Annotated in this window: 26 protein-coding genes and 1 pseudogene; 9 read left to right on the top strand and 18 right to left on the bottom strand. The window is 68.2% G+C overall.

All coding sequences use genetic code 11. The features are described from left to right. The first annotated feature begins 136 nt into the window (after positions 1-136). A complete protein-coding gene (locus LY625_RS09900) occupies positions 137-310 on the top strand; it encodes a DUF1328 family protein (protein WP_233740039.1) in 174 nt (57 codons plus the stop codon). A 92-nt stretch (positions 311-402) separates the two neighbouring features. After that, positions 403-1,248, top strand: a complete 846-nt coding sequence (gene pdxK, locus LY625_RS09895) for a pyridoxine/pyridoxal/pyridoxamine kinase (RefSeq protein ID WP_233740038.1) — start codon at positions 403-405, stop codon at positions 1,246-1,248. Here the strand turns inward: pdxK and LY625_RS09890 are convergent. Both LY625_RS09890 and LY625_RS09885 read right to left on the bottom strand, forming a co-directional pair. Further along, positions 1,241-2,155 (bottom strand): pseudouridine synthase, encoded by a 915-nt coding sequence (locus LY625_RS09890; RefSeq protein ID WP_233740037.1) that lies wholly within the window; start codon positions 2,153-2,155, stop codon positions 1,241-1,243. The two genes, pdxK and LY625_RS09890, sit on opposite strands and share 8 nt — an antisense overlap. Positions 2,156-2,226: 71 nt before the next feature. Beyond that, positions 2,227-3,900: a hypothetical protein gene (locus LY625_RS09885; protein WP_233740036.1), complete on the bottom strand. Its 1,674-nt coding sequence runs from the start codon at positions 3,898-3,900 to the stop codon at positions 2,227-2,229. 253 nt (positions 3,901-4,153) lie between these two features. Between LY625_RS09885 and LY625_RS09880 the strand changes: the two genes are divergently transcribed. Beyond that, on the top strand, positions 4,154-5,008 hold the full coding sequence (locus tag LY625_RS09880; protein ID WP_233740035.1) for a PA4780 family RIO1-like protein kinase: 855 nt from the start codon (positions 4,154-4,156) through the stop codon (positions 5,006-5,008). Between the two features lie 21 nt (positions 5,009-5,029). Here LY625_RS09880 and LY625_RS09875 read toward each other — a convergent pair whose 3' ends face one another. Further along, a complete protein-coding gene (locus LY625_RS09875; protein WP_233740034.1) occupies positions 5,030-5,500 on the bottom strand; it encodes a DUF1456 family protein in 471 nt (156 codons plus the stop codon). A 120-nt stretch (positions 5,501-5,620) separates the two neighbouring features. Here LY625_RS09875 and LY625_RS09870 point away from each other — a divergent pair. Further along, a pseudogene (locus LY625_RS09870) lies at positions 5,621-6,163 on the top strand (pseudouridine synthase); the annotation flags it as partial. Positions 6,164-6,183: 20 nt separating this feature from the next. Further along, positions 6,184-6,777, top strand: coding sequence for a tRNA (pseudouridine(54)-N(1))-methyltransferase TrmY (trmY, locus tag LY625_RS09865; protein WP_233740033.1), 594 nt, complete (start codon positions 6,184-6,186; stop codon positions 6,775-6,777). Positions 6,778-6,950: 173 nt separating this feature from the next. Here trmY and LY625_RS09860 read toward each other — a convergent pair whose 3' ends face one another. Both LY625_RS09860 and LY625_RS09855 read right to left on the bottom strand, forming a co-directional pair. Further along, complete coding sequence (locus LY625_RS09860; protein ID WP_233740032.1) at positions 6,951-7,481, bottom strand: nucleotidyltransferase family protein; 531 nt, start codon at positions 7,479-7,481, stop codon at positions 6,951-6,953. A 54-nt stretch (positions 7,482-7,535) separates the two neighbouring features. Then, the gene (locus LY625_RS09855; RefSeq protein ID WP_233740104.1) at positions 7,536-8,312 is read right to left on the bottom strand and encodes a 3-oxoacyl-ACP reductase; all 777 of its coding nucleotides are present in this window, start codon (positions 8,310-8,312) and stop codon (positions 7,536-7,538) included. Between the two features lie 168 nt (positions 8,313-8,480). Here LY625_RS09855 and LY625_RS09850 point away from each other — a divergent pair, with 168 nt between their 5' ends. Beyond that, a complete protein-coding gene (locus tag LY625_RS09850; RefSeq protein ID WP_233740031.1) occupies positions 8,481-8,960 on the top strand; it encodes a VOC family protein in 480 nt (159 codons plus the stop codon). Between the two features lie 39 nt (positions 8,961-8,999). Here the strand turns inward: LY625_RS09850 and LY625_RS09845 are convergent, their stop codons facing one another. After that, positions 9,000-9,200, bottom strand: a complete 201-nt coding sequence (locus LY625_RS09845; RefSeq protein WP_233740030.1) for a hypothetical protein — start codon at positions 9,198-9,200, stop codon at positions 9,000-9,002. A 108-nt stretch (positions 9,201-9,308) separates the two neighbouring features. Continuing rightward, positions 9,309-9,728, bottom strand: coding sequence for an Lrp/AsnC family transcriptional regulator (locus LY625_RS09840; protein WP_233740029.1), 420 nt, complete (start codon positions 9,726-9,728; stop codon positions 9,309-9,311). 143 nt (positions 9,729-9,871) lie between these two features. On the opposite strand from LY625_RS09840, the gene LY625_RS09835 reads away from it, so the two are divergent. Then, a complete protein-coding gene (locus LY625_RS09835; RefSeq protein WP_233740028.1) occupies positions 9,872-10,969 on the top strand; it encodes an ornithine cyclodeaminase in 1,098 nt (365 codons plus the stop codon). 143 nt (positions 10,970-11,112) lie between these two features. Here LY625_RS09835 and LY625_RS09830 read toward each other — a convergent pair whose 3' ends face one another. From LY625_RS09830 to LY625_RS09780, 11 genes are all read right to left on the bottom strand, one after another. Continuing rightward, positions 11,113-11,715 carry an urea carboxylase-associated family protein gene (locus tag LY625_RS09830; protein ID WP_233740027.1) on the bottom strand — a complete coding sequence of 201 codons (603 nt, stop codon included), beginning with the start codon at positions 11,713-11,715 and terminating at the stop codon, positions 11,113-11,115. 35 nt (positions 11,716-11,750) lie between these two features. After that, positions 11,751-12,422, bottom strand: coding sequence for a guanitoxin biosynthesis heme-dependent pre-guanitoxin N-hydroxylase GntA (gene gntA, locus LY625_RS09825; RefSeq protein ID WP_343223480.1), 672 nt, complete (start codon positions 12,420-12,422; stop codon positions 11,751-11,753). A 10-nt stretch (positions 12,423-12,432) separates the two neighbouring features. Continuing rightward, positions 12,433-12,993: a type 1 glutamine amidotransferase domain-containing protein gene (locus tag LY625_RS09820; protein ID WP_233740025.1), complete on the bottom strand. Its 561-nt coding sequence runs from the start codon at positions 12,991-12,993 to the stop codon at positions 12,433-12,435. A gap of 98 nt (positions 12,994-13,091) precedes the next feature. Next, the gene (gene uvrA, locus LY625_RS09815) at positions 13,092-15,602 is read right to left on the bottom strand and encodes an excinuclease ABC subunit UvrA (RefSeq protein WP_233740024.1); all 2,511 of its coding nucleotides are present in this window, start codon (positions 15,600-15,602) and stop codon (positions 13,092-13,094) included. Between the two features lie 2 nt (positions 15,603-15,604). Further along, a complete protein-coding gene (locus tag LY625_RS09810; protein WP_233740023.1) occupies positions 15,605-15,883 on the bottom strand; it encodes a hypothetical protein in 279 nt (92 codons plus the stop codon). An 89-nt stretch (positions 15,884-15,972) separates the two neighbouring features. Continuing rightward, positions 15,973-16,512 (bottom strand): hypothetical protein, encoded by a 540-nt coding sequence (locus LY625_RS09805; protein WP_233740022.1) that lies wholly within the window; start codon positions 16,510-16,512, stop codon positions 15,973-15,975. Positions 16,513-16,576: 64 nt separating this feature from the next. Continuing rightward, on the bottom strand, positions 16,577-17,836 hold the full coding sequence (locus LY625_RS09800; protein ID WP_233740021.1) for a hypothetical protein: 1,260 nt from the start codon (positions 17,834-17,836) through the stop codon (positions 16,577-16,579). Positions 17,837-17,954: 118 nt separating this feature from the next. After that, complete coding sequence (locus LY625_RS09795; protein ID WP_233740020.1) at positions 17,955-18,275, bottom strand: helix-turn-helix domain-containing protein; 321 nt, start codon at positions 18,273-18,275, stop codon at positions 17,955-17,957. 68 nt (positions 18,276-18,343) lie between these two features. Further along, positions 18,344-18,712 carry a hypothetical protein gene (locus tag LY625_RS09790; RefSeq protein WP_233740019.1) on the bottom strand — a complete coding sequence of 123 codons (369 nt, stop codon included), beginning with the start codon at positions 18,710-18,712 and terminating at the stop codon, positions 18,344-18,346. 56 nt (positions 18,713-18,768) lie between these two features. Next, positions 18,769-19,383 carry a peptidoglycan recognition family protein gene (locus LY625_RS09785; RefSeq protein WP_233740018.1) on the bottom strand — a complete coding sequence of 205 codons (615 nt, stop codon included), beginning with the start codon at positions 19,381-19,383 and terminating at the stop codon, positions 18,769-18,771. 97 nt (positions 19,384-19,480) lie between these two features. Beyond that, positions 19,481-20,026, bottom strand: coding sequence for a YdeI/OmpD-associated family protein (locus LY625_RS09780; protein ID WP_233740017.1), 546 nt, complete (start codon positions 20,024-20,026; stop codon positions 19,481-19,483). 241 nt (positions 20,027-20,267) lie between these two features. Here LY625_RS09780 and LY625_RS09775 point away from each other — a divergent pair, with 241 nt between their 5' ends. Both LY625_RS09775 and LY625_RS09770 read left to right on the top strand, forming a co-directional pair. Further along, the gene (locus LY625_RS09775) at positions 20,268-20,897 is read left to right on the top strand and encodes a GntR family transcriptional regulator (RefSeq protein WP_233740016.1); all 630 of its coding nucleotides are present in this window, start codon (positions 20,268-20,270) and stop codon (positions 20,895-20,897) included. A gap of 189 nt (positions 20,898-21,086) precedes the next feature. Beyond that, positions 21,087-21,230 (top strand): hypothetical protein, encoded by a 144-nt coding sequence (locus tag LY625_RS09770; protein WP_233740015.1) that lies wholly within the window; start codon positions 21,087-21,089, stop codon positions 21,228-21,230. Positions 21,231-21,822: the final 592 nt, after the last annotated feature.

The following is a 21,822-nucleotide window of genomic DNA, read 5'->3' as shown; positions in this document are numbered from 1 at the left end:
GTAACGGCCGCAACGGCCGGGCCTTTAGCCTTCCGTGTGCCGACGGCCGGGACCGCGCCCCACGCCCGCTACGTCACGCCGAAGCGACCAACCCCCGGATACGGTCCGGGCTGATCCCCAATGGAGAACGACCGACATGATCAAGTGGGCCCTCATCTTTGCCGCCATCGGCATCATTGCCGGCATCCTCGGCTTCGGCGGTATCGCCGGTGGCGCCTTCGGCATCGCCAAGTTCCTGTTCTGGGCGGCCATCATCATTGCCGTGGTGCTGTTCCTGCTCGGCATGACCGTATTCAAGAAGGTGACCTGAGCCCGCGGGCGGGTCCCCCGGGCCGCGGCCCGTCGTGGACCCGCCAGCAGCAAGAGGTGGCCGTTCCGTGGGGGTGCTGCAATCATTGCCCCATGAACACACCCACTGACAACGCTGCCGGTCCCCTGCACATCGACGTACTGTCGATCATGTCGCAGGTGGTCTACGGAAGCGTAGGCAACACCATCACGGTGCCCCTGCTGCAGCGCCTCGGGCTGAGCGTGGCCGCGGTGCCGACGGTGGTGCTCAGCAACACGCCGCATTATCCGTCGATCCACGGCGGGGCGATTCCGGCTGACTGGTTCGCGGGCTACCTGGACGACCTGGTGGCCCGCGATGCCCTGACCCGGCTGCGGGCGGTGGTGGTCGGTTACCTGGGCAGCCACGCCCAGTTCGACGCACTGCTGGACTGGTGGGAGCGCGGGCAGGCCCGCCCCGCGCAGCCGTTGCTCATCATCGACCCGGTCATGGGCGACCACGACCACGGGGTCTATGTCGACCCTTCGCTGGTGCAGACCTATCGCGAGCGCCTGGCCGGCCGCGCCACCGGGCTGACGCCCAACGGCTTCGAGCTCGCGCAACTTACCGGCATGCCGGTCGACAGCATCGACGAGGTGGTGGAGGCCGCACGCAGCCTGCTGGTCGGGCACACGCAATGGGTCGCCGTCACCAGCGCCGCGCCGGCGGGCTGCGCGGATGACGAGATGAAGATCGTGGTGATCACCCGATCGGGCGTGGACGTGCTGGCCCACCCTCGCCTTCCCCTTGCACCCAAGGGCACGGGCGACCTGTTCACCGCGTCCATTGCCGCCGGCCTGCTCAGTGGCCACTCCATCGTGGAGGCGGCCACGCAGGCCTATGGCGAGGTCCTTTCCGCGCTGCGCCGCACCCAGGCAGCCGGCTGCAGCGAGCTGATGCTGCCGCTGGCCGTCATATGAGGGGCCGCCGTCCGATCCATGCATCCGCCAGGGCGCTCGCAAAGCGCCGCGGCTCGCCGGTGAGCGGGTCATCAAAGGCAAGCGAACTGGCGAACAGCTGCAGCGATCGCGTCGGATCGTCCGGGCCCGGGTCCCGCAGCGCCGGATAGAAGCGGTCGTGGAGGATCGGCGCTCCCAGCGCCGCCATGTGCACGCGCAACTGGTGCTTGCGCCCGGTCACCGGCTCCAGGCGGTAGCACCAGGCCCCGTCGCCACGCTCGGCCACGTCGACCACCGTCTCGCTGTTGGCCTCGCCCGGTACCTCGCGCATGCGGAAGAACGGATCGCCACGCTCCAGCCGGCTGCGGTGCACATGCGGAAACACGAGGCGTGGCAACGGCGGCGCGACGGCGAGGTATTCCTTGCGGATGCGCCGTTCGCGGAACAGCGCCTGGTAACGCGAGCGGCTGCCAGGGTTGGCCGAGAACAGCACCAGCCCCGCGGTTTCGCGATCGATCCGGTGCAGCGGCACCAACGCCGGGTTGTCGAGGCGCTGGACCAGGCGGGTCAGCAGTGTTTCGCGGACCCAGGCACCGGTCGGCGCGACGGGCAGGAAGTGCGGCTTGTCGGCAACCACCAGGTGCTCGTCGGCGTGCACGACGGTCTCGGTGAAGGGGACCCGGGGCTCGTCCGGGACTTCACGGAAGTAGTGGATTTCCGCGCCAGAGCGGTACGGAGCGCTGGCATCGAGCGGGCGGCCGCCTGCATCCAGCACCCGCTCCCGCGCGAAACGGCTCTCCCAGGTGGCGGAGTCCACCATTGGAAAACGCGCGCACAAGGCTTCCAGCACCGTCGCCCAGGGGCCGGGTGGAAGCTGGATCCGGCTGGCGGGTATGCCGTCGCGGGTGGGGCGTGATGCTGCACTCACGGGGGCAGCTTACCTGCGAGGTGGATCCTCGCCTCGCGGGATACCGCGTTCGCCTGGCGTAACCGCGCCTTCTACTGAGTGGTGCCCTTTGCAACCGTTTCCAGCAGCTGCGCCCGGGACGCCTCCTGCGCTCCGCCATCGGGCAACTTCGGAAGCTGCTCGCCCTGCACCAGTGAACGCACCAGATGCTCCTCGCGGTACGCCATACCTTTCCGCCGCATCACGTTGGCGTAATGGTCGTGGATGCGCTGGTACTGCACCTCGCATTCGTCAAGCCGGAGATCCACGCTCTGGATGTAGCGTGACCCGCCGCGGGCGAACGCAACACTCTGCAGGCGGGCCACACACACCGCGAATTTGACGTGGTCCACGCGTACCGTGGTTTCCGACAGGCTGCCTGGCCCGGTCACTGAATTCCCGGCCACCCGTTGGCCAGTGCTGCAGTTGCCGCCGTACCTGATGCGGTAGATGGTGGAACGGAAGTCGACGCGGTTCCACAGCCCGCGTGCGGCCAGCAGCGCAAACTGGGACGCCGAAAACAGTGCCAGCGCGACCAGGCCCGTGGTCAGCGAGGGGGCCAGCGTGAACAGGACGGCGAGCATCGTGCCCGCCAGCCCCATCGCCACCCCGAGGCCTCCCAGCCCGACCAGGGGCCACTGTTCCTTGTCATTCCAAGCCCGGGCGATGGCGCCCAGCGCGCTGCCGTGATTGCCGATCGCGTTCACCTCCTGCTCGGCCTCGACCAGGAGCGAGCCACCGAACTCCCCGCCACGGTGCCAGTCATCGGTGTGCGCCAGCTGCTTGCGGGGATACGGCAGGTCACCTTCCAGGCTGCCGATCAAGCCGCTGCCAACCGCCACCTCCACATCCTTCCGGATCAGGTGGCCCACCCCGGAGGTGCTGAGATCGCGTGTCTGTGCCCGCAGGGACAGCACGAACAGCGCGCTCGCCACCAGCATGGCCGCCATCGCACAGACGGTGGGGATGACGATGGAACTCGTGGTGACGGGCAAACGCGGCAATGCCTCGGCCGGCAGCATGCCCAGCAGGATCGGTACGAAGATGGACAGCAGCAGGATCCCCACGGTCTTCGCCGGCGTGGGAGCCTTCGGGCGGTCCAGCTGCTGGTCGCCTCCCCTGCCGCGCCAGGCATTGCGCCACACGGCGGCAGGGTCGATGGCCAGGAGCAGGTAAAAGGGCACGAGCAGCGCGAACACGTCCGGCCTGGAAAATACCCACATCAACAGCAGGCCCAGCACCGCGACGGTGAGGTTCACGATCCGCAGCACCTGCGTTTCCGCGTGCCAGCGGATCACCTGGGGCGCCAGCTCGAGCTTTGGCAGCCAGCTGTAGAGCTTCTTCAGCAACGCGTTGTCGGGCGTAGGCGGCGGCTGCACCCCATCGTTCAGCACTTCGACCACGTATCCGGCTTCGTTGGCCCGGCCGTTGGTGTTGAACTTCTCCGGGACGGCAAATCCGCCGATGTGATCGGGATGGAACTTGAATTTGTCGTCCCGCCACGCTTGTGCGGTCTGGTGCAAGCCCACCACCAGCAGGATGGCCGCCACGGCCAGCAGTGGCAGGACACCCACCCCGTCTTCCTCCACCTGGCGCGCGATCAGGAATGCGACCACTCCACCCGCCAGGATGTTTGCCGCTCCCACCGCCAGGTGGAAACAGTTGGAGATCCGCAGCGGATTGGTTTCGCTGGACTTTCCAGCAGCCTCACTGAACTCGGTCGACATCTGGCCCCCTGCAGCGCTCGCCGGATCCCCGGCATTCTGGTTCCTTGCTGGACTATCCCCGCGCGTCTACCCGACACACGGCCGAATCCATCCCACCCTTACAGAACGGCCGCCTCGCCGTGATCTTGAGTGGCGTTACCCAGCGGTAGAACGGCACGTCGGGTTGAAGCCGGACGCGCAATGCCCCCTCACTTTCGTCCAAACTGTACGCCCGTCGCGGGGCCCTGCCCGCGCGACCCATTTCCGGGACCCCGTGAAAACTCCTGCAAGCCTGCTGACGCTGATCGAAGAAGGCGTCATCGATGAAGTGTTACGTCCGCTCAAGAGCGGGAAGGAAGCCGCGGTGTACGTGGTTCGCGCCGGCGACCAGGTGCGCTGCGCGAAGGTCTACAAGGACATGGCGCAGCGCAGCTTCCAGAAGCGCGTCCAGTACCAGGAAGGCCGCAAGTCGAGGGGCAGCCGCGAGGCCCGGGCCGTGGCCACCGGCAGCCGCTACGGCCGCCGGCAACAGGAGGCCGAGTGGAAGAACGCCGAGGTCGACGCGCTGTACCAGCTGCGCGGGGCGGGCGTGCGCGTGCCCGAGCCCCACGGCTTCTTCCACGGCGTGCTGGTGATGGAGCTGGTCACCGATGCCGAAGGTTTCTCCGCCCCGCGCCTGGGCGAGGTGGAACTCACGGCCGGACAGGCGCGCGGGTTCCACCGCGTGCTGGTGCGCGAGGTGGTGCGGATGCTGTGCTGCGGCCTGATCCATGGCGACCTGTCCGCCTACAACGTCCTGGTGGGCCCCGACGGCCCGGTCATCATCGACTTCCCGCAGGTGGTGAATGCCGCCGGCAACAACGCCGCGCGCACCATGCTGCTGCGCGACGTCAACAACCTCACCGCAAGCCTCGGGCGCTGGGCGCCGGAGCTGCTCGACACCTGGTACGGCGAGGAGATGTGGGCACTGTTCGAGGCAGGCGAACTGCAACCCGACACCGAACTGACCGGTCAATTCGTCTTCGACGAGCGCGCCGTCGACCTGGACAGCGTGCGCGAGGCAATCAACGACGCGCGCGAACTGGCACTGATCCGCCAGCAGGGGCGCGAGGCACAGGACGAGGACTAGGTTTGCACGGCCGGGCGCCGACTAGCCGCCGCGCACGCGCAATGTCAGCCCCTTGAGGAAATTGCGCAGCAACTGGTCGCCGCAGGGACGGAAGTTCCGGTGCCCGGCCTGGCGGAACAACGCCGACAACTCCGGCTTGGTCACCGGGAATCCCGCATCGGCAAAGATCTGGTGCATGTCCGCGTCCGTGAGTTCGAACGCCACCCGCAGCTTCTTCAGCACCACGTTGTTGCTGATGCGCTTCTCGACCGGCCGCGGCGGCTTGCCCTCTTCGCGCCCACGCAAGTGGACGATCAGCCCGTCGAGCACATGCGCCAGCACCTCCTCGCTGCAGGCGAGATGGCCCGGTTCGTCCTCCTTCAGCAACATGGCACGCACGTCGTCCTTGTCGAGGGCGAACGCGGGATCGGCCAGGGCGGCGATTTCGACCAGTTTCTGGTGGCTCAGGTCGAGCATGTAGCGGATGCTGCGCAGGACGTCGTTGTTGATCATCGGATCCAACATGCGGCTGGGGATGCGGCGCAGTCTACCGGCGGCGCGCCCGCTACACTGCGTGCCCTGCTTCCGCGGCACCGATCCATGTCCGATCCCGTTCGACCGGCAAGACGCGTTTCCGAGCCGGCCACGATGCTGCTGCACAAGCCCGTTGGCTACGACGCCGTCGGTGGCCCGCAGCCCGCGGCCGACCTGGTGGAACCGGCGACGCGCTGGTCCGAAGACCCGTCGGGCGTGCACCTGCTGCAGCGCCACTTCCATCGCCTGACCCCGCTGGTGCCGCTCGACGCCGAGGCCAGCGGCCTGATGGTGCTGACCCAGGACGGCCGCGCGTGGCGCCGGCTGACCGAGGACCTGGCGGAGATCGAACAGGAATACGTGGTCGAGACCCGCGGCGAGATCGCGCCCTATGGCCTGGCCCGGCTCAACCACGGCCTGGAGTACGACGGTCGCGTGCTGCCACGGTGCAAGGTGAGCTGGCAGAACGAGTTCCGCCTGCGCTTCGCCCTCAAGGGCGTGCAAGCCGGGCAGCTGCGCCACGTGTGCGCGCAGGTCGGCCTGGACGTCGTGGCGATCCGGCGCATCCGCATCGGCAAGGTGCCGCTGGCGAAGATGCCGGTCGGTACCTGGCGCTATCTTCCCGTCGGCGAGCGCTTCTGAGGCCCGGAGACAATGACGCCATGCGAACCTTCGTACTGAGGGCACGGGCGGCACCCACCGACAGCGCCAGGCTGCTGGCGTCGGTCGGCACGGACGCCCATGCGGAGATCCTCGCCCACACGCTGATGAACGCGATCTTCGTGGCGCAGTCGCACCGCCCCGACGTGGTGGTCCACCTGGTCCTGGAAAGCACCCGGGACTTCTCGCGCACGATCCGCTTCGATGCCAACGCCATGCACGACATCGGCGGCTTCAACGAGCAGGCGCTGCTGGGCAAGATCGCCGCGGCGCTGGACGCCTCCCGCGGAATGGGCAAGGAGGAGACGCGCCCCGTGGAATCCGGCGTCACCGTGCGCACCATCAGCTTCGAGCGGCTGGTGCAGCAACTAGCCGAGGACCACCAGCTGTTCGTGATGGACCGGAAAGGCACGCCGATCCGCGGGCAGGAGTTCGGGGGCAACCCCTGCTTCCTGCTGACCGACCACATCCCGATGCCGAAGAAAACCTTCCACAGCCTCGAGCGCCTGGGCGCGAAACGGATCGCCCTGGGCAAGACGATGCTGTTCGCCTCGCAGTGCGTGGTGCTGATCCATTACGAGCTGGACCAGCGCTAGGCCGGCACGGCTATAGCAGGAACCGGCCGCGGGTCGGCACCGGTGGGCGCCGACCACCCGGCGGGCGCAGCATTTCCACCACCTGCATCAGGTCGAGCCACGCCTGGATCGGGTCCGCCGGCGCCGGCATGCGCTCCACGCCGCCCTCGCCCACCAGGACGACGGGGGCGCGATCAGCTCCGGGCTTCGTCGATGAGCTCTTCAAGCAGTCCCTCCCGTTCGAACAGGCGGAAATACTCCCTCAGCGCCTCGTGGTCGAGGGTCTGGTGATGGGCGCGCATCAGGGCCCGGATGTCGTCCAGGTCGCGGGTGCGCGTCGGGTCGTTGACGTATCCCTGGAGCTTGAATGCAACCAGGCCCTCGGCACTGATCACCCGCAATCGCCCCATCGGCGTGTCCCGCTCATCGGCGGCCGCCAACAAATGCCGGGCGATGGGACGGTGCGCATACAACAGGTCGAGACCTTCCTCGCCGCGCAGGTAGTTGGCGGCGTCCGCGCTGCGATGGATGCAGCGATATCCCAGCTCCAGCAGGAGTTCGTGCAGCCGGTCGGCGTCGCCGGCATCCACGAGGAAGTCGACATCGCGCGTGGCGCGCACGACATCGTGCGCGGCAAGCGCGAGTCCGCCAATCAGCGCCGGCGGGGTCCGTAGCCGGGTGAAGACGACGAGGGATTCCCTGATCTGGTCAAGCAGGCTGGCCATTCCGGCATCGTAGCGCAGCGGATATTGACGTCGATACGGACCGGGCCCGTTTTCTCAGTCCTTCACCAATCCCCCGTCCACCACCAGGTTCTGCCCGGTGATCGCGCGCGCCCACGGCGAGGCGAAGAACACGATCGCGTCGGCGAACTCCTCCGGCGTGGTCACCCGGCGCAACGGGGTGGACTGGGCGATCAGCTCGAACACCGCGTCCGGCGTGGCCGCACTCGCATCGGTCGTGCGCAGCAGGCCACCGGACACCATGTTGACGGTGATGCCGTCGGGACCGAGGTCGGCGGCCATGGTGCGGGTCAGCGACAGCAGCGCGGCCTTGGAAGCAGTGTAGTCGTGGTACGGCACCACCGGGTTCTGCACCAGGTTGGTCCCGATGTTGATTACGCGGCCATAACCCAGCGCGCGCATGCCCGGGACCGCTGCCTTCAGGGTGTTCAGCGCACCGCGCACGCTGCCCTCGAACTGGCGCTCGAAGCGCTCCCAGCCGATCGCCTCGCCCTGCGGTCGGGCGTCGCCGTCGAAAGCGAAGTCGATCAGCGCGTTGTTGACCACCGTGGTCACCGCGGTGCCGAAGCGCGCCTGCGCCGTGGCCAGCATCGCGCCCACCGCGTCCGGATCGGTCACGTCCGCCTGCAGCGCCAGCACCCGGTCGGCGCCGGCCTGCTGCTGGATCGCCTGCGCGGCTTCGCTGCTGCGGTGGTAGTTGACCACCACCCGCGCGCCCTCGCGCAGGAACGCCCGGCTGATCGCCGTGCCCAGCCCACGTGCGCCCCCGGTGACGAGCACCAACTGATCGGCCAGTGCCAATGCATCGGACATCGGATTCTCCTCGAAATGCCAGTTCTGTTGCCGGCGCGCCTGCGCCAGCACGTGAATAGACGCATGGTGCCAGCGACGGCGGTCCAGCGCCTGACCGCTGCCACGCATGTCGATTTCCCTGCCCTCCAGACATCAGACTGGGCGAGCCCACCCGCGAGGAGAACGACGATGATCCCGAAGAACACGATCTGCCTCTGGTACGACGGAACCGCGCTCGAGGCCGCCACCTTCTACGCCGAAACCTTCCCCGACAGCGAAGTGAAAGCCATCCACCGCGCCCCGGGCGAGTACCCCTCGGGCCAGGAGGGCGACGTGCTGACGGTCGAGTTCACCGTGCTCGGCATTCCCTGCCTCGGCCTCAACGGCGGCCCGGCGTTCCCGCATACCGAGGCGTTCTCGTTCCAGGTCGCGACCGACGACCAAGCCGAAACCGACCGCCTGTGGGACGCGATCGTCGGCAACGGCGGCCAGGAGAGCGAGTGCGGCTGGTGCAAGGACAAGTGGGGCCTGAGTTGGCAGATCACCCCGCGCGCACTGACCGAGGCCTACACCGACCCCGATCCCGCCGCGGCCAAGCGCGCCTTCGACGCGATGATGACCATGCGCAAGATCGACATCGCCGCGATCGAGGCGGCGCGGCGGGGGTGACCTCTCGCTTACCTCTTGAGTGCACAACGGCAGCCAGGATCAGTGCTCCGGGTGCGGCGGCTCTTCGGGCTCGCGCAGCGGCGGCGGCACGGTGGGGTCGACCGGCTGGTCGGGAACGGGATCGACGGGACGGTCGGGGACCGGATCCCGCGGCTGGTCGGGAATGGGGTCGCGGGCCGGGTGCGGCACCGCGCCGGGCACGTCGCGCGGGTCGTGGACCGGGGGGACGGATGGCGTCATGGGAGTCCTCCGTGGGGCAGCAGCGCTGCCGGGAAGCCATGGTCCTGCCCGACCCGTTGGAGCGACGTGAGTCGCGGCCGCGCCAAGGACCGGCCGGAAGGCCCCGGCTCAGCCCCGGAACGTCTGCAGGTGCACGCTGGTCTCGCTGCCGCTGATGCCGGGGATCCCGCGGATGCGCTCCAGTGCCCTGGACAGCTCGGCCAGGTCACCGACACGCAGTTCGGCGACAAGGTCCCAGCGGCCGTTGGTGTCATGCAGCTCGGCAACGCCGGGCTCGCCCAGCAGCGCACGGATGACGGAGTGCTGGGTGCCGCTTACCGCGATGCTGGTCCAGGCATGGATCTCGTCGGGCGCCGCGTCCGGCCGCAGGCGCACGGTGTAGCCGGTGATCACGCCTTCGCGTTCCAGCTTCGCCATGCGGTTGGTCACCGTCCCGCGGGAGACGCCAAGTGCCTGCGCAAGACCGGCAACCGGCGCCCGGGCATCGTGGCGGAGTCTGGCGATCAGGCGGTGGTCGAGGTCGTCCATGGTCATTCCGTCAACATTGACTGCCACTTTGCCACGTTGGTTGCGAAAAGCCCGCATTCCTGCCATTTCGCACTGACGCGCCAGCCCGGACAATGGACGACGTACCCCGGTGCCGACGCGCCGCCAACCGGACAGGAGCCCGAATGACCACACTGCTGACCACCCACGATGTCGCCAGGATCGTTGCCACCCATGGCCTGCCGCGGATGTTCTCGCGCCTGGTGGACTATCTCGAGGCCGACTTCGCCCGCTGGAACGATTTCGACAAGACCGCCCGCACCGCCGCCCATTCGGACGTGGGCGTGATCGAGCTGATGCCGGTCGCCGACGACAGGGAGTACAGCTTCAAGTTCGTCAACGGCCACCCGGGCAACTACCGGCACGGCCTGTCGACGGTGATGGCGTTCGGCGCGCTCGCCGACGTCGAAACCGGCATGCCGACCGTGCTCAGCGAACTGACCATGACCACCGCGATCCGCACCGCCGCGACCTCGATCATGGCCGCGAAGCGACTCGCGCGTAAGGACTCGAAGGTGATGGCGCTGATCGGCAACGGCGCGCAGAGCGAGTTCCAGGCGCTGGCCTTCCACCACATGCTGGGCATTGCGGAAGTGCGCCTGTACGACGTCGACCCGGCCGCGACCGACAAGCTGGCCGCCAATCTCGCCGGCGCCGCGCCGGAGCTGCGCGTCGTCCGCGCCGCCGATACCGCCGCGGCCGTACGCGGCGCCGACATCGTCACCACGGTGACCGCCGACAAGAAGAACGCCACCATCCTGACCGCCGGCATGGTCGAGCCGGGCATGCACATCAACGCCGTCGGCGGCGACTGCCCGGGCAAGACCGAGCTGGACCCGGCGATCCTCACCGCGCCCAACACCAGGACGTATGTGGAGTTCGAGCCGCAGAGCCGGATCGAGGGCGAGCTGCAGCACATGGCCGCGGACTTCCAGGTGACCGAGTTCTGGCGCGTGGTCGCCGGCGAGGCACGGGGACGTACCGGCAACGACGAGGTCACCATCTTCGACTCGGTCGGGTTCGCGCTGGAGGATTATTCCGCGCTGCGGCTGGTGCGCGACCTGGCCAGCGAGCTCAAGCTGGGCAGCAAGACCGACATCGTGCCGGTGATGGCCGATCCGAAGGACCTGTTCGGCCACCTGGTGGGGACCCAGGCACGGGACGTGACGCAGGGGCAACGGATTCTTGACGCGGTTGCAACAGCGGCGGCCGTAGCCTCCTGACTGTCGGGAACACAAGCAAAGGGCTGAGGTCCGGCGCGAACCGTTCCCGACGCGAAGGTCCAGCAGGCGGCAGCCACCACTGTCGCCACTGGACCTTCTTTTATTGGCCCGGGCCCTGCCCGGCCCGCGCACTGGCCGCCTGTCTAGCGGCCGCCGCCCCGCTCCACCCGGAAGTCGATCGGCTTGTAGCTGAAATTGTTGGACTGCCCGGCCGAGCAGGCAGTCATCGCCACCACCAGCGGCATCTCGGCGCGCAGGCGGATGAAGTCCCCGGGCCGGCTGAGCGGCGGCAGCACGGCGATCGCTCCGGTCTGCCCGTCCACGGCGACGTTCATGAAGATGTTGAAGGCCACCGGCACCCGGTCGGTGGTGATCCCGTAGGGTGCCAGCGCCGTGGCCAGGTTGCCCTCGCAGCCGGGGCGGCCCTCGGCCTCGCCGTAGAGGATCTCGAACATCCGTTTCGAGCACGGGGTCAGGGTGAAATCGTGCCGTCCGCAGGTGTCCTCGAGGATGGTGAACATCGGCCGGCTGCGGTTGGAGTACAGCGTGTCGCCGGTGCCCAGCCACAGCTTGGAGGCGTAGTCGATCGAGCGGCCCGAGGAGAGGTATTCGACCAGGTCGTCGCGGGCGAAGGCGGTCAGGTCGCTGACCTGCTGGCCCATCGGATCGATCACCACCAGCTCGTCCCCGGTCTCCAGCTCGATGGCACGGCCGGAGCAGGGGGGAATGCGTTCAGTGGTCGCCACCGGAGTGGCTCCGAGGTTCGCCGGTGTTTCCATGCTCATCCTGTCCTGCCCACCTTCAACGGGCACTTCCAGCCGGGTTCCACCGCGCGGCCACTGTACTGCCGGGCCTCGCTGGCGGCGCCGAAATCCGCCAGGTTGGGATTGATCGACCCCTGCAGCGCGACATCACGGCCCCGGGTGGCGGCCTGCATCTTCCCGTAGCGCCCATCGGCCCGCAAGCGCTCGAACTGGCGATGCGGGTTGAACACCAGTGCCGGCACCGCGAACCGCCGCGCGACGCGTGACGCGCCCGGATGCAGGCCGATCACGAAGAACGGATGGCCCGCCACGCTCATGCTGAACCGCGGGTCGTCCGGGTCGCGGCTGACGTCCTCCGCCCACGGAATTCCGCGCCGCAGGTCCAGCGCGTGCAGGCGCTGCAGCTGCGCCCACAGCAGGCCCTCGAAGCGCTGCTCGCCAGTATCGTGCGGCCCGTCGAACAGGGCGACAAAGGAATGCATCACCCGGCCTTCCTGGCCAGTGGCCGCCACCTTCGTCGCGAACGCACGCAGACGGTCATGCAACGGTGCGTCGTTGCCGCGCTCCCCGAAGGGGGCGAACTGATGGACTTCGATCGCATCCTTGCCCAGCGCAGCCTTGGCCCCTACACAGGGAAACCCGCCCGCACCCACGAAATCGAGGAACTGCTGCGACAACGACCCTTGCACTGAAAGCGGATCAGCCACGGGGCGCGTGCCGCCCTTCCGCGAACTCCTCGACGATCTTGCGGCAGAAGGCCGGCAGGTCGCCGGGCTTGCGGCTGGAGACCAGACCCTTGTCGGTCACCACCTCTTCATCGACCACCTCGGCGCCGGCATTGCGCAGGTCGGTGCGCACGCTGGGCCAGGAGGTCATGCGCCGGCCGCGCACCACGTCGGCCTCGATCATCACCCACGGGCCATGGCAGATGACGCCAATGGGCTTGCCGCTGCGCGCGAACTCACGCACGAAGCCGACCGCGGCCTCATCGGTGCGCAGGGTGTCGGGGTTCGCCACGCCACCCGGCAGGATCAGCGCGTCGTAGTCATCCACGCGCGCGTCGGCCACCAGGCCGTCCACTTTCAGCCTGTCGCCGGGCTTGTCGTGGTTCATGGCCTGGATCTCGCCGTCCTTGATCGACAGCAGGCGCACGGTGGCGCCGGCGTCTTCCACCGCCTTCCGCGGCTCGGTCAGCTCGACCTGCTCCACGCCGTCGGTGGCGAGGATAGCGACGGTCCTGTTTTCGAGTTTCTTGCTCATTCCGGCTCTCCTGTGGACTCGCGGCACAACGCCGCCGGGCCGGACAGGGTGCAGGAATGGGGATGGGCGCTTCGTGAGACCGGAAGGAGGTCCTTGGGCTACCGCCGCCAATCGCCCAACGCCGCCGCCAGATACCCCGCCGTCCGGCTGCCCCGCACCTTCGCCACCTCGCGCGGCCGCCCCTCGGCCACGATCCGCCCACCCCGCTCGCCTGCACCCGGCCCCATGTCGATCACCCAGTCAGCCTGGGCGACCACGCGCATCTCGTGTTCGATCACCACCACGGTATTGCCGGTCTCGACCAGTCGGTGCAGTTGCGCCATCAGGCGGTCGACGTCGGCGGGATGCAGGCCGGTGGTGGGCTCGTCGAGCACGTACAGGCTGCGGCCACGCTGGCTGCGCTGCAGCTCGGTGGCCAGCTTGATGCGCTGGGCCTCACCGCCGGACAGCTCGGTGGCGGGCTGGCCCAGGCGCAGGTAGCCCAGGCCGATCTCACGCAGCAGGTGCAGCGGGCGGGCGATGGCGGCCTGCTCGCTGAAGAACCCGCCGGCCTGCTCGACCGTCATCCCCAGCACCTCGGCGATGTTGTGGCCGTTCCACCGGACCTGCAGCGTGGCCTCGTTGTAGCGGGCGCCATGGCAGGTCGGGCATGGGGCGTGGACGCTGGGCATGAACAGCAGCTCGACGCTGACCGCGCCCTCGCCTTCGCAGGTTTCGCAGCGGCCCTTGGCCACGTTGAACGAAAAGCGCCCGGCGTCGAAGCGACGGCGGCGTGCCTCGGGCGTGGCGGCGAACAGCTTGCGCACGTGGTCGAACAAGCCGGTGTAGGTGGCCAGGTTGGAACGCGGCGTGCGGCCGATCGGCTTCTGGTCGACCTGCACCAGGCGTTGCACGGCATCGACATCCCCGGCCAGGTGCCCGCGCGTGCGCTCGATGGCGGATGGCGCGTCAGGGGTTTCGTCGTCGCTGTCCTCGGGCTCGTGGCCCAGGTGCAGGCGGACCAGTTCGGCCAGCGCCTGCGCGATCAGGCTGGACTTGCCCGAGCCGGAGATGCCGGTGACCGCGGTCAGCACGCCCAGGGGGATGCGCGCGTTCAGCCCGTTCAGATTGTGGCGGTGCAGCCCCCGTAGCTCGAGCCAGCCGGATGGCGTGCGCTCACGGCTGTCCGGTGCCGGCGTGGTGCCGAACAGGTACTGCGCCGTGCGCGATTGCTCGACGCCCGCCAGTCCGTCCGGCGGTCCGCTGTACAGCACCTCCCCGCCCCGCTCGCCGGCGTCTGGACCGACGTCGACCAGCCACTGCGCGCGGCGCATCAGCTCCAGGTCGTGCTCGACCACGAACACCGAATTGCCGGCGTCGCGCAGCTGCTCCAGCGCGTCGTACAGCGCCTGGCTGTCCGCCGGGTGCAGGCCGGCGGACGGCTCGTCCAGCACGTAGACCACGCCGAACAGCTGTGATTGCAGCTGCGTGGCCAGCCGCAGGCGCTGCAGCTCGCCCGGCGACAGCGTCGGCGTGCTGCGCTCCAGCGACAGGTAGCCCAGCCCGAGCGCCTGCAGCGTGTGCAGGCGGGCCACGACGCCTTCGGCCAGGCGCTGCGCGGCGAGGCGCTTCTCCTCGGACATCGCCGGGGTGCGGGGGAACGTCCCCTCCGCGGCCGGCTGCAACAGTTCCACCACCCGATCGAGCGGCAGGCGCGACAACTCCCCGATGTCGATCCCGGCAAACGTCACCGACAGCGCCTCGCGCTTGAGCCGCTTGCCGTCGCACTCCGGGCACGGCCGGCCCTCCAGGAAGCGCGACACCCGCTTCTTCATCAGCGCGCTCTGGGTGTTGGCGAACGTGTGCAGCACGTAGCGGCGCGCGCCGGTGTAGGTGCCCATGTAGCTGGGCTCGGCCTTGCGCTCGAGCGCGGCGCGGGTTTCGGCCGGGGTGAAGCCGGCATACACCGGCGCGGTCGGCGTTTCCTCGGTGAACAGGATCCAGTCGCGGTCCTTCTTCGGCAGGTCCTTCCAGGGCTTGTCGACATCAAAGCCGAGCGTGACCAGGATGTCGCGCAGGTTCTGCCCGTGCCACGCCGGCGGCCACGAGGCGATCGCCTTCTCGCGGATGCTCAGCGACGGGTCCGGCACCATCAGCGCCTCGGTCACCTCGTACACGTGGCCGAGCCCGTGGCAGCGCGGGCACGCGCCCTGCGGGGTGTTGGGCGAGAAATCCTCGGCGTACAGCATCGGCTGGTCGGCCGGGTACGCGCCAGCGCGGGAATACATCATCCGCACCAGGCTCGACAGCGTGGTCACGCTGCCGACGCTGGAGCGCGCATTGCTGGCCCCGCGCTGCTGTTGCAGGGCGATGGCCGGCGGCAGGCCTTCAATCGAATCGACATCCGGCACGCCGGCCTGGTCGATCAGCCGCCGCGCGTACGGGGCCACCGATTCGAAATAGCGGCGCTGCGCCTCGGCGTAGAGCGTCCCGAATGCCAGCGACGACTTGCCCGAACCGGACACGCCGGAGAACACCACCAGCCGGTCGCGCGGCACGTCCAGGTCGACGTCCTTGAGGTTGTGCTCGCGCGCGCCGCGGACGCGGACGCAACCGGGGTCAGGGGCCATGCTCACTCCCGCCCTAGACGGCGCGCGAGGTCGGCCGCAGTCCGGAGGGCGCGGATGTACTCCGTGCGGAACCGCGGCGCCTGGACCGCCACGTTCTCAAGGCCGTCCACGTACGACGCCACCAGGTCCGCCGCGTTGTACTGGTCGCGCAGCTCGGCCATCGTCCTGCCCACGGCGTCGCGCACGTGCCAGTCCACGTTGATGCCCTTCTCGGCTTCATTGGCGAGGTCGACGACGCGCAGCAGGTGCGGCGTCACCAGACCGACGACGGTGGCTCTCATGGTTCAACCCTGCAGTCGGGACGGAAGGCTACCCCAGCTGCGCCATACCGTGCGCGGCGCGTGGCGCAGCCCGGTGCACGCCAGAACTCTCAGGGACCGCACTGCCACTGGCCGGCGAACATCCTTTCTGCCCCATCGGCGCGCTGGTAGGTGAGCGTCGCCGGGTTGGGCGGGGACTCGCCACCCCCGATAGTGGGACCGGTCAGTTCGACCAGGATCACCTTGCCGGCACCGGAGAAACGCGTACCGCGCAGCATGGCGCCGAATCCGCCCGGCGCCGCAACCGGTTCGACGTAACCGGCAACGTTCACCACCCCGCGGCTGGCGTCGTCGGAGGCGACGTTGCCCTTCGCCAGCAACAGCGCCCCGCCGGAATCGACGGAGAAGCTGCAGGCCAGCTCGCCTGCGAGCGAGGCGGCCTCGACGTCCGAGTCGGTGAGGGGCAGGAGCTCGATGGCCGAGCCGTCGCCGCCCACCGTCGTGCCAGTGGCATTTGCTGGCTGGGATGCAGGCGCCCTGCCCGTGGTGTCCGCGGGATTGCCTCCAGTGGTGCAGGCCGTTGCGAGTAGCGCCGTCGCAATGACTGCCCAGCGCGGCAGCGGACAGGGGGCGGCGGCAAGCAGTCGCATGTCAAATCCCTCGATCGACCGGACGCCCGGCCAGCCTGGACAATAGCGCGCCAAGGGCGCCGGACTACAGCAGCACTGCGTGCCGCCCGCGCTCGCCGGCTTCCAGTCCGTTGAACACGACCGAGCGGCTGGCGGCATCCCACTCCAGCGCACTGCCGTCGTAGGGATTGCGCAGCGGAGAATCCCGCACGGCGGCAGCCGCCTCGTCCACGCCGATGCCGCCTCCCCGCAGACCGGCGACCAACAGCGCGGCGCGCCGGTGGCCCTCCAGATCGCTCACACGGGCGATGTAGTGCGAATACAGGCTCGCAGGCGCGAGCGACTGCAGGATGCTGCCCACCGGGTTGTAGAGCCGGAAAGCCGGCGGCGCGGGTTCCTCGCCCAGGAGCGCGAGCGCCGGACCCAGTTCCGCGTGGGGCAGCTCCGACAACCGGCCCAGTCGCACCATGCTCGCGGCGGCGAGGTTGAGCGTGGCCTGCTCCTGCAACAGGGGACGCGACAGCCGGCCGCCCGGGCGTCCCTGGTCCTCGTCCTGCATTCCGGCGTGGATCTGCTGCATCGCACCCACCGTGAACCGCCACTCGCCGCCAAACGCACGGAACAGTGAACGCTCGGCCACGGTGAGCGGGGCGCGCCAGGACGGCGGCACCGCCTGGGCTATCTGTTCGGGTGGCAACCCGGCCAGCGCCAGGTTCCCGAACTCGAAGTTCCGCTCGGCCGCGGCCACCGCCACCATCTTGGTAAGCAGCATGTCCGAGGACGCCATCACCCCGCGCCAGAACACCAGGTCCCGGTCCAGCAGATCGCGCGCCGCGACGGCATCGCCAGCGAGCGCGAGCCGCCGCGCATCCAGCAAATGCAGCTTCTGCGCGTCCATCGCCGGCTGGTAGGAAGGCAAGCGCGCGACGGGGTCCTCCGGCACTTCCTCGCTCCAGCCGGTCGCCGCGAGCATCCTGCGATACCCGTCAAGCAACCCCAGTTCCGTCTGGAGCCACTGTCCAAACGCCTCCGGATCGGCGTCCAGCTTTTCCGCACACGCCGCGGCTTCCGAGCACGCATCGACGAGCGCGGCGACCTCCGCGCTGCGCGCGGCCCTATAGCCGGCACCGGCCTCCTCCGCCAGCGCCTGCAGGTGGACAAGGCCGTTGTCGGCGTCGGCCACGGCCGGTCGGTCGCGGTAGATGGCGGCCAGCTGCCTGGCTTCGGCGGAGGGCGCCTCGTCGTTCCAGTTGATGACCACCAAGCCTGCATACGCAAGCGCCGGAAGCCCCACCAACAGCACCAGCACGCCGGCGAAGATGCGTGACCCCTTGATTCGTCCCATTGCTTGCCCCCTTCAGCATTCGTCTCGAACGGCCTTCCCCGGCCGCCTGTCGCAATGATGACGCAGATCGGCGAGTGCGGCCGCGCCGAGCGTGACGGGACTCCAAGCGGGGCGATGTCTACAGCAACACCTCCAGCCCCTTCCGATCAATCAGGTCCAGCAGCTTGAGCGACGGGCCGCTGGGCCGCTTGGCACCGATCTCCCATTGGCGCACCGTGGAAGCGCTGGTGTTGAGCACGCTGGCGAATACCACTTGGCTCAACTGGTGGCGGGAGCGCAGCTCGCGGATGCGCTCGGGGGGCCACTCCGCGATGGGCCCAAGACAAAGCGCATCGAACGCCCGCATACGCCGTGCATCGATGAAGCCGGCGGCATGGAAATCCTGCGCGGTCTCATGGGCTTCATCGAGGATGCGGCTAGTGCTTTGCGCCCTGGTCATGGGCGTCACTCTATCGCTTGGTGATACACATTGCGGCTACGTCGGCACTGGCTGCCAGGAAAGAGCCCCTACTCCACTGCCACGAACGGCGACGACGTGCACGTCCGGCACCAGAAGAACCACTCCGCCCCGTCATCGAACAGGACCGAGCCGGTCCCGTACTGGCGAACGGTCCAGGTGCCCTGCCTGCCATCCGTCAGCACCAGCCGCCCCCGGACCAGACATGGCGACCAGGGCAGCCGGTGCAGGTAGTCGTCCCGACCAATGGATTCACCTTCCTCCAGCGCCGCGCGGACCATGCCCTCGTCCAATACGAACGCCCGGCACTCCGCGGGGTCCACGTCGGGCGAGGCGGCACCGTTCTCCGTGACCTGGATCGCGTCGACATCCAGCCCGGGGCGCGCCGACGCGCCAACCGGCTCCTGGGACGCTGACAAGGCACACCCGCAAAGCATCAGCGCGGCTGCCGCGGCCAGCGGGAACCGAAGCCCGGTCACCATGACGCAGTCGCCGCCTCGGTCGGGGTCTTGTAGGACACCTGCGGGTGCCGATAGACCTCTTCCGCCGCGACGCTGAGCGTGCGGCGCAGCTCCCCGACCAGCCAGCGCAGTGCCGCGTTCTGCTCGTCGGTCACCGGGACGTACAGGAACTCGTCGGCGCCGCGCATCGTGCCGAAGTCCGGATTCCGGTTGTACTCGCCGATCAGCTCGATGCCGATGCTGTCGCGATTGGACAGAAAACGCTCCGGGAAGGCCTTGCCGTGCTCCATCGTGCTGCGCTGGCGCAGCGTGGTGGCCGACTGCAGGCGCTTGAGCTCGGCCGGCTGGCAGTTGTGCCGCTCCAGGCACCGCGAGCGCAACAGGCCGACGTGATTTGCCCGTTTGTGGAGCGACGCGGTCTGGTAGATCGCCCCGGTCTTGTCGATGAGGAAGTGGGCGCCAACCGTACTGTTGGCGTAGCTGTTGAAGGTGGACTGGGCGGTGGACCCGCCGGTCTGGTGGACGACGATGCCGTTCACCACCGGCATGTCGCCACGCTCCAGGGATGGGTATCGGCGCGCCTCAATGAGCGCGCTGCGCACCATCCCGTCCTTGTCGATACGGAACATGCATCCTCCTTGATGTGCCTGGCCGCGATCCTGCGGCACCCGGACCGTATATCGTCGCAGCGACGGCCGCAACGCTTGGCCGGCGCGCCCCAAGCCCCTACCCGCCCGCCGCTTCCGGTGCCGACAACCCCTTGCCGTACACCCCGGAGCGATCAAAGCAACACACGCGCCGCTTGCCCGAGGCGAGCATGTCGCAGGTAGTGGCAATGCGGCGCGCCCGGGTCTCGGGCTTCTTCGCCGAGGTGATCCAGAAGATCCAGTCACGGCGTGCCACGGGGGTGAGGCTTTTCCAAGGTTCGCGGAGATGCGGATTGCCTGCCAGGGCCTTGCGCAAGTCGGCCGGCACCCTGGGCTCCGGCTCTTCCTCGACCGGAGCGATGCGGAGGGTGACAGTGTCGCCAACGGCTGCATCGGCGGCCTCCCGCAGGCTGCGCGGCACCTTCAGCCAGTGGCTGCCCTGCCCGTCTGGTTCCAGCGTCGCCTGGAATGCCTGGCCATTGAGCGTGCCGTCGACACTTACCAGCCCACGGGCAGGCAGGCGGGCACTGACCTCCGTCGGCACGAGCAGGAACGACCAGGAGGCGCGCACCGGCGTTGCCGGTCGCAGCAGTCGGGTTTTGAACACTGGAAGCTGGCTTGCCATTGGCCCACCGCACCGGTTCGAAGAAGTCGCTGGGTCAAACATAGCGCCGCGCGCCTCTGGCGGCACTCATAGCCGACGACGGCAGTGCCGGTCGGGTAGACGCGACGACACCGTAGCCGCAGCCACTCGGGATGCCGGACGACACCCGTTGCTCCATGTGTGATCGGGAGGACAAAGCGCGTCCGCCGCTGCCTTTGTAGTATCGGCGCAGGACCGCATTGCGCAGAGATGGAATTCCGCGATGAGTGCGAACTACTCCAAGAGTGCATTTCTATACCGGCAGGTCCGCCGCGGACTTCAGGCTGGACGGTACATGCCCGGGCAGCGGATCGACCCGGCCACGCTGGCCGAAGAGTTTCGAACCAGCCCTACTCCTGCTCTGTTCGCGTTGTACCGGCTGGTGGGCGAAGGCCTGGTCGTCGACCACGCCCGCAGTGGCTTTTACGTCCCGTTGCTCACCGAGGTAGCGATGCGGGACTTGTACGACTGGATGGAGCGGCTCTTGTTGATGGCATGTGACAGCGCGCCCCGCCCGGGCACACGAGTGCTCCCGGAATTGGAGTCCGCCTCCACCGACGACGACGTGGTGAAGTTGACCTGGAAGATGTTCGACGCAATCGCCGCTTCGACGGGCCAGCGTTCGCTTCACCGCGCTGTCAAACAGGCCAACGACCAGCTGGCACCGATACGCCGCGCCAAGCAGAGCCTCCTCGACGATCCACTCGAAGAGCTTCTCTTGATAGCTCGCGCCTGGCGCGCGCGAGACATGGCTGCTCTCCGGCGACGGCTGAGGGAGTACTACGGCCACCGCAAAACGCTCGTGCCGCAGACCGTGGACCTGCTCAACGAGAGCAGCAACCGCTTGCATTGACTCCGCGTCGTTCAAAGCGAGCGCATGCTCGTACAGGCAGAACGCGTGCTCCGGGGCGCAGCCATAAACATGAACACCCTGAATTAACTGCCCCAGAATTAACCAAAAATCATTTGAATATAGAAAACCACCACTCCTAGGCTGGACATGCCATGGAACGCCCCGTGGCGCAGACCGAAGGAGTCAGAGATGAACAAGAGCGAGAGCGTCCAGAATGACGCACCGGAAGATGTGATCGTCCTCGGCATTGCCAGCATCGAAACACACGGAGTGATGGATGGGAATACCGAGATCCTTGGCGCGTTTCCCCACACTGGAATTGCCGAGGACTGACCAGCAGGGCGCACCGAAAGGTGCGCCCTCTTTTACAGGTCCGACCATGCGTTACAGAGCACGACCCAACCTCTCGTACTGCGTGATAGACGACCACGCGATATTCCTGGATATCGATGCAGACAGGTATTTCCTCCTGCCTGACCACCTGGAGCGTGCGTTCCTCGGCCACGTCAGAAAAGCAGGCATCCCTGACGAGCGGCTACAGGAACTCGCCGATCGAAAGATCCTGGCGTCCGTCCCGGTGGAAGCTACGGGACCAGCGCGCGCACACGCCGAACCGAGCCGGAGCGCAGCTGAGCTTCCATCGCAGACGAAGCGGCCTGCAGTGCTCCACGTACCCGAAGTGTGGGCTGACGTATGGACGTGCAGGCGAATGCTCAGAACCCAGCCCTTCAGAAACGTTCTGGATGCGGTCGTTCAATACCGAAAAGTGCATGACGCGTCCGCACGCCCGGGAGTTCGCCCAAGGCAGCAGGATCGCCTGCTTCTGCACACCAGTGTCTTCCAGCGCGCTCGCCTGTACGTCCCGATCGAGCCTCGTTGCCTCATGGACTCGCTTGCGCTCACGCGCTTTCTGGCGAGACGGCAG

Origin of the sequence: Lysobacter sp. GX 14042, assembly GCF_021390425.1 — a bacterium.
Lineage (GTDB): Bacteria > Pseudomonadota > Gammaproteobacteria > Xanthomonadales > Xanthomonadaceae > Novilysobacter.
This window is presented reverse-complemented; position numbering and strand designations above follow the sequence as displayed.